Source organism: Aurantiacibacter odishensis, assembly GCF_003605195.1.
GTDB classification, from domain to species: domain Bacteria; phylum Pseudomonadota; class Alphaproteobacteria; order Sphingomonadales; family Sphingomonadaceae; genus Alteraurantiacibacter; species Alteraurantiacibacter odishensis.
This window is the reverse complement of sequence record NZ_QYOS01000024.1, coordinates 257,070-269,503: the sequence shown is the minus strand read 5'-3', so window position 1 is coordinate 269,503 and position 12,434 is coordinate 257,070. Positions and strand designations below refer to the sequence as shown.

The window sequence follows — 12,434 nt, the reverse complement described above, 5'->3', positions numbered from 1 at the left end:
GAAGGCACCCTGATGGCCGCGCGACCGCTGGCCCGGCACAGCGAGCGCCTCGCCGCGCGGCCGCCCGAGGCGGGCGAGCTGGCGAAGGCACTGGCGGCAAGGCTCTCCGCACTGGAAGCCGCGCTGGCGGACGAACTGGCAGACCTGCTGGGCGGCACGCGCGCCGTTGTAACCTGCGGCAAGGTGGACAGGGCGAATGCGGCAAAGCTGCACAAGGTTATAGATGCAGTCGCCGCCAATTTCCGGCTGGCGAACGATGACGGGGCGCAGGTTCTCGCCTCGATCGACTATCATGGGGCGCTGGTGCTGACCGACCGGGTGTTCGGCGGTGCGGGCGAATGGCCTGCCGCGCGGCCCGTCCGCCTCCCTGCTTCGGTCAATCTCACCTTGCAGCGTATGGGCGATGTGCTGGGCAAGGCGCTTGCGCCCACGTTCGATCTTTCCGCCGCCATGCCCGTTACCGCCCGCAGCGACGTGCTGGGCAAGTTCATCCGCGCCCGCGACGCGAGCAATTTCCTCACCGTGCGCGCCGACATTGCAGTGGACAATGCCAAGCCGTGGAGCGTGCTGCTGGTGCTGCGCGAAGCCGATGCGGCAAGGCTGCTGGACGAGCGGCAACCATCTACCAGACCCACCGCAGGCGCAGGTGACCGGCGCCGCCCCGACGCCAAGCCCTTCGCCGCCATCCCCCTCGAACTCACAGCCGTGCTGGCGCGCATGGACGTGCCTGTCTCGCGCATTTCCGATCTCCGTCCCGGCGACACCATTCCGCTCGCCATCGGACGCAGCGTCGCGCTGAAGCTGGCCGACACCGAGATCGCCCGCGGCGAAGTGGGCGCAAGCGACGGCGCGCTGGCGCTGCGGCTCACCACGATTGCCTGGAATTCCCTTTCGAAAGGACCCGAACAATGACCGACAATTTCCGCGGGCTGGACCTGATCCGTGACGTCACCGTCTCGCTGAGCGTGGAGCTTGGCCGCTCCGCCATGGCGCTGAAGGACGTGCTGGAACTGGTCGAAGGCTCCGTCGTGCCGCTGGACCGACAGGTTGACGAACTGCTCGACATCTACGTGAACGGCAAGCCTATCGCCAAGGGCGAGGTTGTGACCGAAGGCGGGCGCTTCGCCCTGCGCATCGTCGAGATGATCGGCGAGCGCCGCTCGGGCGAGGATCGCCGTTCGGAAGCCCGCCCCGAAAAGAGCAGCGAAGGCGAGATCGCCTGATGCTTTGGTACGTGGCCAAGCTGCTGCTGCTGCTGCCCCTGCTCGCAGGGTTGATATGGGGTAGCCTGTGGCTAGCGAAAAAGACCCAAGGGGTTGCCGTGGCGCGGGCGGGCGAGAAGTCTGCGCGGCTGAAGGAAACGACCATGCTCGGCCCCGGAATGCGGCTGGCGGTGATCGAGTTCCACGGGCGCGAGATCCTGGTGGGCGCGTCCAAGCACGGCCTCGTTCGCCTTGCGGAGGCCGACCCTGCGCGCCCCGTCGTGGAGCCCAATCCATGAACCGCCGTTTCCTGCTGGCAGGAGCACTGACCCTCCTGACGCTGGCCCTGCCCGATATCGTCCACGCCGCGCCTGCCGCACCGGAAGTTCCCGGCATCGGCAGCGCCTTGGAACGTGCGATGGACGGTGCCGCGGGTGGCGAGGACACGCCGCTCTCGCTGTCGCTGCAGGTCCTCCTTATCATGGGCCTGCTCACCGTGCTGCCTGCGCTGGTTCTGATGATGACGAGCTTCACGCGCATCATCATCGTGCTCGCCATCCTGCGCCAGGCGCTGGGCTTGCAGCAATCGCCGCCTAACCAGGTGCTGATCGGGCTGTCGCTGTTCCTCTCGCTGTTCGTGATGGGGCCGACGCTGGAACAGGTGAACACCACGGCAATCGAACCCTACGCCGCCGAACAGATCGAGGCGGACGCCGCGATCGAGGCGGCGGGCGAGGCGTTCCGCGCCTTCATGATCCGCCAGACCCGCGAGACCGACCTTGCCATGTTCGCCAACATGGCGGGCCAGCAGCAGTTCGCGGATACGGCGGACATTCCCTATTCCATCCTGCTTCCCGCCTTCGTCACCAGCGAACTCAAGACCGCGTTCCAGATCGGCTTCATGCTGTTCCTGCCGTTCCTGGTGATCGACCTGGTGGTGGCCAGCGTGTTGATGAGCCTTGGCATGATGATGCTTTCCCCCACGATCATATCGCTGCCGTTCAAGCTGCTGCTGTTCGTGCTGGTCGATGGCTGGGCGCTGCTGATGGGCAGCCTCGCCATGAGTTTCGGATAAGGGGGCCGTTCGATGGACGAAAGCGCAGCCCTGTTCTCGCTGATGGACCGCATGTTGTGGACCGCCGCGCTGGTGGCCGCCCCCATCCTGATCGCGGCACTCGCCGTCGGCCTGCTGGTGGGCGTGATCCAGGCGGCGACCTCGGTGAACGAGCAAACCCTCACCTTCGTGCCCAAGCTTGCCATCGTTGCCGTGGTGCTGGTGCTGATGGGGGCGAGCATGTTCGGCCTGATCGGCGATTTCGCAGAGGAAATCTTCGCCCGCATCGCGAATATCTCTGCCCAATGAGCCTTCCGGACTTCGGCCTCGGCGCGATAGAAGCGGACCTGTGGGCGCTCATCTTCGTGATGGTGCGCGTGGGCGCTGCCGTGCTGGCCGCCCCCATCTTCGGCGCGCGCATGGTGCCACCGCAGGTACGCACCGTGCTGGCAGGCGCGATGGGTGTGTTCATCCTCAACTGGGTGCCGGTTTCGGTGCCTGACGACATGCTGGCCCTGCCCACACTCGTGTCGCTCGCGACCGAAGCCGTGATCGGCTTTTCGCTCGGCATGGTTTTGCAGATCGCCTTCGCCGCGCCGATGATCGCGGGCGAGCAGATCGCGGGCGGCATGGGCATGGCGATGGCGACTGCCGTCGACCCCTCCAGCGGCGCGCAGTCGGGCGTGGTGGGGCAGATGTTCACCGTGATGCTGACGCTGCTGTTCCTCGCCATCGGCGGGCACCTGCTGTGGCTGCGGCTGGTGGTGGAAAGCTATGTCCTGTTCCCGCCCGGTGCCGACTGGGATTTCGCGGAGCGCGGCTGGCTTGTCGCCAGCTTCTTCACCCAGGCGCTGGCCACCGCTGTTGCCATCGCCCTGCCCGTCACGCTGGTGCTGCTGCTGGTGCAGCTTGTGACAGGCGTCATCGGACGCTCGGCCCCCTCGCTCAACCTCTTCGCGCTGGGTCTGCCCGCCAGCGTTCTGGCCGGCCTCGCTGCCCTGATCGCCAGCACCGCGCTGCTGGGCGAGCAATTCGTCATGCTGGCGGAAATGGCCATCGAACAGGCCGGAATGGTGGTGCAACCATGAGCGAACAGCCTTCGGGCGAAAAGTCATTCGAACCGACCGAGAAGCGCAAGCGCGATGCCGTCAAGAAGGGCAACGTGCTTCGCTCCAAGGAAGTGGCGACAGCGGTCTGCGTCCTCGTTGGCGCTCTCTGGCTGAAGCTGGCGGGGCCCTGGCTGCTGGGCACAGTGGAGACTTCTGCCGAAACGCTCTGGCAGTTCGACCGCACCGCCATCACCCATTTCCAGCCGGGCCGCATGATGACCGACCTTGTGGTCGCGCTTGTCCCGCCGATCCTCACGCTGGGCGTGCTGGTGACTCTCGCCGTCATGGCCGCGCAACTGACGCTGGGCGGCGGGGCGTGGGTGAACGGCAACCTCAAACCCAAGCCGGAGAAGCTCAATCCGCTCAAGGGCCTGCAACGCATGTTCGGCCCGCAAGGCTGGATCGAACTGGGCAAGGGGCTGGCGAAGCTGGCGCTGCTGGGCGCGATCGCGTGGTTCTGGGGCAGCGCCAACCTCGTCGCCATCCTGCAACTGGGGCGCGGCGAACTGACCGGGCAATTGTCGGCGGCGTGGGAATCGATGATCAACCTGCTGCTGCTCCTGTCCATCGGGCTGGTGGTGATCGCGCTGGTCGACTGGCCGATTCAGTACGTGCGGCGCAATTTGCAGCTGAGGATGACCAACCAGGAAGTGCGCGACGAGAACAAGGAGCAGGAAGGCTCGCCCGAGAAGAAAATGGCTATCCGCCAGCGCCAGCGCGACCTTGCCAAGGGCGGCTTGCGTCCTGCGATGAAGGACGCGCAGTTCGTGCTGACCAACCCGACGCACTTCTCCGTCGCCATGGCCTACGATCCCGCGGTCGCCAGCGCGCCATACGTGATCGCGAAAGGGCGCGGAGAGAAGGCGCTGGCCATGCGCGAACTCGCCGCCGAAATGAGCGTGCCGACGCTGGAATACCCCACCCTCGCCCGCGCGGTATACTTCACCACGCGCGAACAGCAGATGATCCGCGCGGAACTCTATTCCGCAATCGCCAGCGTGCTTGCCTTCGTGATGAGCCTCAAGCGCGGCGAGCATCCGCAGCGCCCGCAGGTTGGCGTACCGCTGGAACTGCACTTCGACGCCGATGGGCGTCCTTCAGCCACTTAAAGGAGGCGGGTGCCGCCCGTTCTACAGCCCATGGAAAGCAGCACATCCTCCATCGTTTCCGCTCTTGGCGGCGGCAGCGGGGTCGACATGGTCAAGCTGGCGCAGGACCTGGCGGCAGCCCGCTTCACGCCGCAGATCGCCCAGATCGACAGCCGAAGCGAGGCGCTGGAAGCGCGCATCTCGGGCGCGTCGGGCCTCAAGAACCTGCTGAGCCAGCTGGCGAATGCCTTGGGCGATCGTATCCGCAACGGCGACCTTGCGCCTGCTGCCGACATTGGCGATGCGGGCGTGGCGAATGTCTCTGTGCTGGCAGGTAGCAGCGCGAAAGGCTCCTATTCGCTCGAGGTGTCGCGCCTCGCGAGCGCGCAAACGCTGGCGAGCAGCGCCTACTCCGCCGAAACCGACCTCGTCGGCGAAGGACAGCTTACCCTGCGTTTCGGCAGCATCGGGGCAGGCGCCTTCACCGATGGCGGCGGCGATCCGCTGGTGATCGACGTTGCCGCCACTGATACCCTTGCCAATGTGGCAGCGAAGATCCGCGGGTCCGGGCGCGGCCTCAACGCCTATGTCGCCAACACCGCCGAGGGCGCGCGGCTGGTCGTGAAAGGCACCGAAGGCGCAGCCAGCGCTTTCGCTATCGAAGCGAGCGGGACAAGTGCCAGCAGCGGCACGCCCGCCGCGGGAAATATCGATTACCTCGCCTGGAACCCCGCCAGCGATGTAGGCCAGCTTAAGGCAAGCGCCGCCGATGCCGAATTCATGTTCGACGGCGTTGCCATGACCAGCGCCACCAACAAGGTGAGCGGCCTGCCGAGCGGTCTCGTGCTGACGCTGACCGGCACCAACCAGAGCGATCCCACCACCATTTCCTTTGCCGACAAGAGCAAGGCGATCACCGCGATGATGGGCGATTTCGTCGGCGCGCTTAACGATATCGCCGCCTCTCTGAATGAACTCGCCGCGCCGCTTGGCGGGGAACTGGGCAACGATCCCGGCGCGCGGGCGCTGAAGCGCGAACTGGCAGGGCTGACCGGCCTCATTGTCATGCCCGGCGCGGCGGAGGGCGAGCCCTCGACACTCGCCGATCTCGGCCTGAAGCGCGGCCGCGACGGCAGCTTCACGCTCGACAATGCGCGGCTGAAGACCACGCTGGAAGGCAACCTTGCCGCCGCCAGCGCCATGTTCACCACCGGACCCTTCGGCCTGTTCGCCACCATCGACAACCTCGCCCGCGACATGGGCAGCCGCTCCGATCCCGGCACGCTGGGCGGGTCCATCACCCGCTATTCGGACCAGCTCGAGCGATTGCAGGAACGCCGCGAGAAGATTGCCGACCAGCAGGAAGCGCTTCGCGAGCGGATGGTGAAGAACTTCGCCGCCGCCGACGCGCGCGTTTCGGCCTCGCAATCGACGCTGGAATTCCTGAAGGCGCAGGTCGCCATGTGGACGAACAACCGGAACTGACATGCTGAAACGCACCGATCCCGCCGCTGCCTACAAGCGCGTCGATTTCGAAGCTCTCGTCTCGGGCAGCGACACGGACGGCCTTGTCCGCATGTGCTTTGCCGACGCGGGCGCGGCGCTGGACCGGGCGCTGTGGGCGGATACGAACGGCCGCGCCGATGTTCGGCGCAAGGCGCTGGAACGCGCGCAGATGGGCCTGATCACGCTGCTCTCCGGCCTCGACATGGCGCAGCCGGTGTCGAAGTCGCTCGACGTGTTCTACCGCTCCCTGCTGGCGCGCGTCACCAATGCGCAGAAGCACTTCAACCGCACCGCCGTCGAAATGACGCGGGACGACCTGGCCGATATCGCCGCCTCGCTGACCGGCCAGCCGCGCAGGGCCGCCTAGTCCAGCGTTACTGTCCGTTTCCCGCGATCCACGGTGAAACGCGGCCAGTGGCTGCCTGAAGGAGGATCGAAGGTGAAACCGGCGCACCGTGGGTCTTCCCAAAGCCTTGCGTGCATGGCCTCCCCGGACAGGCTGCGCCACGTGCCGCCCTCGGGAAATTCAGCCATGGCCGCCGCCCTCTGCACGCGGTCTTCCGACAGCCCGGCGACGTAGGCCTCCAGCGCCACGTCCCGCGCCTGCCAGTCGACCGGCATGAACTGGCAATAGGCGTTGTTGTTGCCCTGCTGGCTGCGCCCGAATTCGTCGCCCGCAGTCAGCATGATCGTACCGCCGGAAGCAAACAGGGTGCCGAGCATCGCGCGCAAGTCCGCATCGCGGCGCGCCTTTACGGCAGGGTCGTCGCTCGGTCCCTCCACCCCGTTGTTCCAGCTGAAGTTCTCGCCGTGCCCGTCGCGGTTACCCTCGCCGTTCGCCACGTTGTGGCGATGTTCGTAGGCGACGGTATCGGCCAGCGTGAAGCCGTCGTGCGCGGCGAGGAAATTGATGCTGCGGGTCTGCGGCCCGAATATGTCGGACGAGCCCGCCATGCGCGTTGCCAGCACGTTCGCCGCCCCGTCGCCGCGCCAGAACTGGCGCACGTCGTCGCGGTAGCGGTCATTCCATTCCAGCCAGTTCGCAGGGAAATTGCCGAGCTGGTAGCCACCGGGACCGATATCCCACGGCTCTGCGATCATCACCCTGTCGGCCAGCAGCGGGTCGGCAGCAATCTCGGCAAAGATCGGCGCATCGGCGGCAAAGCCCGGCCCGCGCGCCAGCACCGGGGCCAGATCGAAGCGGAAGCCGTCGACGCCGCAATAGCGCACGAAATGGCGCAGCGTCTCCAGCGCCAGCGCGCGGACGTGGCGGTTGGCAAAGTCCAGCGTGTTGCCACAGCCGGTATCGTTGATCAGCGATCCATCGGGCGCATGGGCATAGGCTGCATCGTCCAGCCCCCGCAGGCTCCAAACGCCGCCAAAGATGTCACTCTCTCCGGTGTGGTTGAGCACGAGATCGAGGATCACGCCGATGCCCGCCTCATGCAGCGCCGCCACCGTCTCGCGCAATTCCGCCACGCCGCCGGGACACAGGCCGGGATCGAGCGCCAACGGCGCGACCGGGTTGTAGCCCCAGTGGTTCGCCAACCCCAGCGGAGGCAGGTGCCGCTCGTCGATCCAGGCGATGATCGGCATCAGCTCCACCGCGCTGACGTGCAGCTTCTTCAGGTGCGCGATGACGGCGGGATGGGCGAGCGCCGCGACGGTGCTGCGCTGGGCTTCCGGCACATCGGGATGGAGCGCAGTGAAGCCTGCCACGGCGACTTCGTAGACAAGGCCGCCGCGGGTGAAACGGGGCGGCTCCGAAGCCACTTCTTGCAAAGGTCCGGGCACTATGGCGCGCGGAACGATGGCGGCGGTATCGACGCCGTGAACAGCCAGCTCCGGCTTCTGGTCGAAGCGCCGGTCCAGTTCGAGCGCGTAGGGATCGACCAGCAGCTTCGCCGGGTCGAACCACTTGCCCTCGTCCGGCGACCATTCCCCTTCCGCGCGGTAGCTGTAAGCCAAGCCGGAGAGGTCGCGCGGCATTTCGGCCACCCAGTCTTCGCCGTCCCGCTCCATGGCCACGCGCTGCTCGCCCTCGCCTTCGAAAAGGCAGAGGTGCATGGCTTCGGCAAGCGGGGAGCGGACGCGGAATGATGTGCGGCCCGCTTGGACCTGCGCGCCGTAGCCGCTCACGTCACCACATCGGGCGCGGTGCGCCCGGTGTGCCGTTCGATCCCGGCGATCTGCTCGGCAGCGGCGATGATCTCGGCCAGCATGGCAGGCGTCTCGGCATCGAGATCGCCGCCCACAGGTTCGTAGCGCTCCAGATAGACCCGGATCGTCGCGCCCTGCGTGCCGGTGCCCGACAGGCGAAACACCACGCGGCTGCCGCCTTCGAACAGCACCCGAATACCCTGGTTCTCGCTGAGAGAGCCATCGACCGGGTCGGTGTAGGCAAAGCTGTCCGCCTCGGCCACGGTAAGCGGGCCGAAACTGGTGCCCGGCAGGCTGACGAGGCTGCCCGTCAATTCCGCCATCAGCGCGTCGGCCCTGTCGCTCTCGACACCCTCGTAATCATGCCGCGCGTAGTAGTTGCGCCCGAAGCGCGCCCAGTGTTCGCGGGCGATCTGGTCCACGCTCTTGCCGGTCGCCGCAAGAATGTTGAGCCACAGCAGCACGGCCCACAGCCCGTCCTTCTCGCGCACGTGGTCGCTGCCCGTCCCGGCGCTTTCCTCGCCGCAGACCGTCGCCATTCCGGCATCGAGCAGGTTGCCGAAGAACTTCCACCCGGTCGGCGTTTCGTAGGCGGGGATGCCCAGCGCTTCTGCCACCCGGTCCGCCGCTGCGCTGGTGGGCATGGAGCGGGCAATGCCCTTGAGGCCGCCTGCGTAACCCGGCGCGAGATGCGCGTTGGCGGCCAGCATCGCCAGCGAATCCGACGGGGTGATGAAGCGGTGCTTGCCGATGATGAGGTTGCGGTCCCCGTCGCCGTCCGACGCCGCACCGACGGCGGGCGCATCGTCCGACATCATCAGATCGTAAAGTACCCTGGCGTGGACGAGATTGGGGTCGGGATGGTGCCCGCCGAAATCCTCCAGCGGGGTGCCGTTGCGAACCGTGCCTTTCGCGAAACCGAGCCGGCTTTCGAGAATCTCGTGGGCGTAGGGCCCGGTGACGGCGTGCATCGCATCGAAGGCCATGCCGAGCCCGTCTTTCACGGCGGCGCGGATGGCGTCGAAGTCGAACAGTTCCTCCATCAGCGCGGCGTAGTCGGCAACCGGATCGATCACCTGCACGGCCATCTCGCCCACGTGCGTCACGCCGCGGGTGTCGAGATCGACATCGGGCGCATCGACATCCAGCCAGCGGTCGATGTCCTGCGTGCGGGCGTAAATCGCTGCGGTCACGCCTTCGGGCGCGGGGCCGCCGTTGGCGGTGTTGTACTTGATGCCGAAATCCTCGTCCGGCCCGCCGGGATTGTGGCTGGCCGATAGTATCAGCCCGCCGCTCGCGCCGTACTTGCGGATCACGTGGCTGGCCGCCGGGGTAGAGAGAATGCCGCCCTGCCCCACCAGCACGCGGCCATATCCGTTCGCCGCTGCCATGCGGATCGCCTGCTGGATCACGGTGCGGTTGTGGAAGCGCCCGTCGCCGCCCAGCACCAGGGTAGAGCCGGGCTCGCGCTCTGCCACGTCGAACACGGACTGGATGAAGTTCTCGGCGTAGTTGGGCTGCTGGAATACCTTCACCTTCTTGCGCAGGCCGGAGGTGCCCGGTTTCTGCCCGTCGAAAGGCGTGGTCTCGTGCGTTCGGATCATGCGGCTTTCCCTGTCAGTTCACGGTAGAGGTCTGCGTATGCGCGCCCGCTGGCGTTCCACGAAGAGTCCGATTTCATGCCGTTGCGCTGGATTTCGCGCCATTTTTCCGCCTGCGCGTAAAGCGCCACCGTCCTGTCGATGGCGGAGCGCAGCGCGTGGTAATGCACGCCGTCGAACTGCACGCCGGTGGCGACGCCCTGCGCCAGCGCGGCGGGGTTGGCGTCGATTACCGTGTCCGCCAGCCCGCCGGTGCGTGCCACCACCGGCACACAGCCGTAGGCAAGACCATAGAGCTGGGTCAGGCCGCACGGCTCGAACCGGCTGGGCACGAGTATTGCGTCGGCTCCTGCCTGCGACTGGTGGGACAACGCCTCGTCATAGCCGATGCGGATTGCGATGCGCCCCGGATGGCGCGCAGCGGCCTCGTGCAGTGCGGCCTCGATCGCCTTGTCGCCGGAGCCGAGCAGCGCCAGCCGCCCGCCGATGCCGGCGAGGTGGTCGAGCACCTCGACCAGCACGTCCATCCCTTTCTGCCAGGTCAGGCGGCTGACCACGGTGAAGACCGGGCCGTCACCTTTTTCCAGCCCGAACGCCTTTTCGATGGCGCGCTTGTTGGCCTTGCGCTTGTTCAGCGAGTTGGCGGAATACTTGGCCGCGATTGCCTCGTCCGTTTCGGGGTTCCACACGGCGCGGTCGATACCGTTCAGGATTCCCCGCACCCTTTCGCCGCGCAGGGCGACAAGCCCTTCCAGCCCCATGCCGAATTCGGGTTGCCTGATCTCGGCGGCGTAACTCGGACTGACCGTGGTGATGATGTCGGCAAGCTGCATCCCGGCCTTCAGGAAGCCGACCCCGCCATAGCTCTCCACCCCGTCCACCGACCACGCCGATTGCGGCAGGCCGAGGCGAGGGAAGATCGCGGCGTCGTAATAGCCCTGGAACGCCATGTTATGGATCGTCATGACCGACGGCAGGACCGGCGCGTCGCTCGCGAGCTTCAGGTAGGCAATCGCCATCGCCGCCTGCCAGTCGTGAGCGTGAACAAGGTCGAACCGGCGGCCCTTTACCTTGCCCGATGCTATGTCGGCAGCGGCGCGGCCAAATGCGGCGAAGCGGTGCCAGTTGTCGGCCCAGTCCTGTCCCTTGCTGTCCGAGTACGGGCCGCCATCGCGCGCGAAGAATGCCGGGCAATCGAATACCAGCAACTTGTGGTCGCCGATTCTGCCGGAAAGCAGCCGCGCCTTATGGCCGAGGAGCGAATCCCACTTATGGACCACCCGCTTCCTGCCCATCGCCTTGGCAACGGCGGGATAGCCGGGAAGGAATGTCGTCATTTCAACACCCTGCGCCGCTACCGCCGCGGGGAGCGCGCCCGCCACGTCCGCCAGCCCGCCGGTCTTCACCAGTGGCACGGCTTCCGACGCGGCCGAAAGGACGGAAAGCGCCATTACAGGTCCAGCTTCTCGATCATCGGCCTGGTAATCAGGCAGACGCCCTTCTCGCTGCGGCGGAAACGACGGGCGTCGAGTTCGGGGTCCTCCCCCACCACCAGCCCTTCCGGGATGCGCACGCCGCTGTCGAGAATGACATTCGTCAGCCGCGCTCCGCGCCCGATGTTGCAATAGGGCAGGATCACGCCGCGCTCGACGCTGGAGAAGCTGCCCATCTTCACTCCGGTGAACAGCAGACTGTTCCGGACCAGCGAGCCAGAGACGATGCAATCCTGTGATACCAGCGAGGAGACCGCCATTCCGCGCCGCCCCTCCTCGTCGTGCACGAACTTTGCCGGAGCGGCCACGATCTGGTCGGTCCAGATCGGCCAGTCGCGGTCATACAGGTTGAGCTTGGGCACCGTGTCGGTGAGGTCGAGATTGGCTTCGAAATAGGCGTCCAGCGTGCCGACGTCGCGCCAGTATTCCTCGATCTCGTCTGCGGCACGGATGCAGCTGTCGGTAAAGCGATGGGCCTGCGCCTTGCCGTTCTTGACGATCCACGGGATGATATCGCCGCCGAAATCGCGCTTGCTGTCCGGATCGTCGGCATCGCGGCGAAGCTGGTCGAACAGGAATTCCGTCTCGAAGACGTAGATACCCATGCTGGCGAGCGCCATCTCTTCCTGCCCTGGAATGCCGGGCGGATCGGCAGGCTTCTCCACGAAAGCGGTGATGCGATCGGTCTTGTCGACGTGCATGACACCAAAGCCGGTGGCTTCCATGCGCGGCACGACAAGGCAGCCCACGGTCACGTCCGCGCCGCTTTCCACGTGCTGGCGCAGCATCAGCTCGTAATCCATCTTGTACACGTGATCGCCCGCCAGGATGATCATGTACCTGGGCGCATGGGCCTGAATGATGTCGATGTTCTGGAACACCGCGTCCGCCGTGCCCTCGTACCACTGGCTTTCGGATACGCGCTGGCTGGCAGGCAGGATGTCGAAGCTTTCGTTGCGTTCGGGGCGCATGAAATTCCACGCGCGCTGCATGTGGCGGATCAGGCTGTGCGCCTTGTACTGGGTGGCAACGCCGATGCGGCGGATGCCGGAATTGATCGCGTTCGACAGGGCAAAATCGACGATGCGGGAGACGCCGCCGAAATAGACCGCGGGCTTAGCGCGCCGGTCGGTCAGTTCCAGCAGGCGACTGCCGCGCCCGCCAGCCAGCACATAGGCCATCGCGTCACGCGCCAGCGGCTGCGAATATGTCTCTCTCATC

Annotated in this window: 13 protein-coding genes; 9 read left to right on the top strand and 4 right to left on the bottom strand. The window is 66.3% G+C overall.

The annotated features are described in order from the left end of the window. The first annotated feature begins 12 nt into the window (after positions 1-12). The 9 genes from D4Q51_RS10515 to D4Q51_RS10475 are packed head-to-tail and all read left to right on the top strand — an operon-like array spanning position 13 to position 6,326. Positions 13-912 (top strand): flagellar motor switch protein FliM, encoded by a 900-nt coding sequence (locus D4Q51_RS10515; protein WP_120077705.1) that lies wholly within the window; start codon positions 13-15, stop codon positions 910-912. Next, positions 909-1,223 (top strand): flagellar motor switch protein FliN, encoded by a 315-nt coding sequence (fliN, locus tag D4Q51_RS10510; protein WP_120077704.1) that lies wholly within the window; start codon positions 909-911, stop codon positions 1,221-1,223. The genes D4Q51_RS10515 and fliN overlap by 4 nt, the downstream gene beginning before the upstream one ends. After that, positions 1,223-1,501: a flagellar biosynthetic protein FliO gene (locus tag D4Q51_RS10505; protein WP_120077703.1), complete on the top strand. Its 279-nt coding sequence runs from the start codon at positions 1,223-1,225 to the stop codon at positions 1,499-1,501. Before fliN ends, D4Q51_RS10505 begins: the two co-directional genes overlap by 1 nt. Then, positions 1,498-2,277 (top strand): flagellar type III secretion system pore protein FliP, encoded by a 780-nt coding sequence (gene fliP, locus D4Q51_RS10500; protein ID WP_120077702.1) that lies wholly within the window; start codon positions 1,498-1,500, stop codon positions 2,275-2,277. The genes D4Q51_RS10505 and fliP overlap by 4 nt, the downstream gene beginning before the upstream one ends. 12 nt (positions 2,278-2,289) lie before the next feature. Then, complete coding sequence (locus tag D4Q51_RS10495; protein WP_120077701.1) at positions 2,290-2,565, top strand: flagellar biosynthetic protein FliQ; 276 nt, start codon at positions 2,290-2,292, stop codon at positions 2,563-2,565. Then, on the top strand, positions 2,562-3,344 hold the full coding sequence (locus tag D4Q51_RS10490) for a flagellar biosynthetic protein FliR (RefSeq protein ID WP_120077700.1): 783 nt from the start codon (positions 2,562-2,564) through the stop codon (positions 3,342-3,344). The genes D4Q51_RS10495 and D4Q51_RS10490 overlap by 4 nt, the downstream gene beginning before the upstream one ends. After that, the gene (locus D4Q51_RS10485) at positions 3,341-4,474 is read left to right on the top strand and encodes an EscU/YscU/HrcU family type III secretion system export apparatus switch protein (RefSeq protein ID WP_120077699.1); all 1,134 of its coding nucleotides are present in this window, start codon (positions 3,341-3,343) and stop codon (positions 4,472-4,474) included. Before D4Q51_RS10490 ends, D4Q51_RS10485 begins: the two co-directional genes overlap by 4 nt. Positions 4,475-4,504: 30 nt before the next feature. Further along, the gene (fliD, locus tag D4Q51_RS10480; protein ID WP_120077698.1) at positions 4,505-5,938 is read left to right on the top strand and encodes a flagellar filament capping protein FliD; all 1,434 of its coding nucleotides are present in this window, start codon (positions 4,505-4,507) and stop codon (positions 5,936-5,938) included. A gap of 1 nt (position 5,939) precedes the next feature. Continuing rightward, positions 5,940-6,326, top strand: a complete 387-nt coding sequence (locus tag D4Q51_RS10475; RefSeq protein WP_120077697.1) for a flagellar protein FliS — start codon at positions 5,940-5,942, stop codon at positions 6,324-6,326. Here D4Q51_RS10475 and D4Q51_RS10470 read toward each other — a convergent pair. The 4 genes from D4Q51_RS10470 to glgC are packed head-to-tail and all read right to left on the bottom strand — an operon-like array spanning position 6,323 to position 12,433. Continuing rightward, the gene (locus D4Q51_RS10470; protein WP_120077696.1) at positions 6,323-8,098 is read right to left on the bottom strand and encodes a glycogen debranching protein; all 1,776 of its coding nucleotides are present in this window, start codon (positions 8,096-8,098) and stop codon (positions 6,323-6,325) included. The two genes, D4Q51_RS10475 and D4Q51_RS10470, sit on opposite strands and share 4 nt — an antisense overlap. Beyond that, entirely contained in the window at positions 8,095-9,723 is a 1,629-nt protein-coding gene (locus tag D4Q51_RS10465; RefSeq protein ID WP_120077695.1) for an alpha-D-glucose phosphate-specific phosphoglucomutase, read from the bottom strand. The genes D4Q51_RS10470 and D4Q51_RS10465 overlap by 4 nt, the downstream gene beginning before the upstream one ends. Beyond that, the gene (gene glgA / locus D4Q51_RS10460; RefSeq protein WP_120077694.1) at positions 9,720-11,171 is read right to left on the bottom strand and encodes a glycogen synthase GlgA; all 1,452 of its coding nucleotides are present in this window, start codon (positions 11,169-11,171) and stop codon (positions 9,720-9,722) included. The genes D4Q51_RS10465 and glgA overlap by 4 nt, the downstream gene beginning before the upstream one ends. After that, the gene (gene glgC / locus D4Q51_RS10455; RefSeq protein ID WP_120077693.1) at positions 11,171-12,433 is read right to left on the bottom strand and encodes a glucose-1-phosphate adenylyltransferase; all 1,263 of its coding nucleotides are present in this window, start codon (positions 12,431-12,433) and stop codon (positions 11,171-11,173) included. Before glgC ends, glgA begins: the two co-directional genes overlap by 1 nt. Position 12,434 lies beyond the last annotated feature (1 nt).

Coding starts and splice junctions, on each gene's coding strand:
- D4Q51_RS10515 (WP_120077705.1), top strand. CDS start 13: ATGGCCGCGCGACCGCTGGCCCGGCACAGCGAGCGCCTCGCCGCGCGG.
- fliN (WP_120077704.1), top strand. CDS start 909: ATGACCGACAATTTCCGCGGGCTGGACCTGATCCGTGACGTCACCGTC.
- D4Q51_RS10505 (WP_120077703.1), top strand. CDS start 1,223: ATGCTTTGGTACGTGGCCAAGCTGCTGCTGCTGCTGCCCCTGCTCGCA.
- fliP (WP_120077702.1), top strand. CDS start 1,498: ATGAACCGCCGTTTCCTGCTGGCAGGAGCACTGACCCTCCTGACGCTG.
- D4Q51_RS10495 (WP_120077701.1), top strand. CDS start 2,290: ATGGACGAAAGCGCAGCCCTGTTCTCGCTGATGGACCGCATGTTGTGG.
- D4Q51_RS10490 (WP_120077700.1), top strand. CDS start 2,562: ATGAGCCTTCCGGACTTCGGCCTCGGCGCGATAGAAGCGGACCTGTGG.
- D4Q51_RS10485 (WP_120077699.1), top strand. CDS start 3,341: ATGAGCGAACAGCCTTCGGGCGAAAAGTCATTCGAACCGACCGAGAAG.
- fliD (WP_120077698.1), top strand. CDS start 4,505: ATGGAAAGCAGCACATCCTCCATCGTTTCCGCTCTTGGCGGCGGCAGC.
- D4Q51_RS10475 (WP_120077697.1), top strand. CDS start 5,940: ATGCTGAAACGCACCGATCCCGCCGCTGCCTACAAGCGCGTCGATTTC.
- D4Q51_RS10465 (WP_120077695.1), bottom strand. CDS start 9,723: ATGATCCGAACGCACGAGACCACGCCTTTCGACGGGCAGAAACCGGGC.
- glgA (WP_120077694.1), bottom strand. CDS start 11,171: ATGGCGCTTTCCGTCCTTTCGGCCGCGTCGGAAGCCGTGCCACTGGTG.
- glgC (WP_120077693.1), bottom strand. CDS start 12,433: ATGAGAGAGACATATTCGCAGCCGCTGGCGCGTGACGCGATGGCCTAT.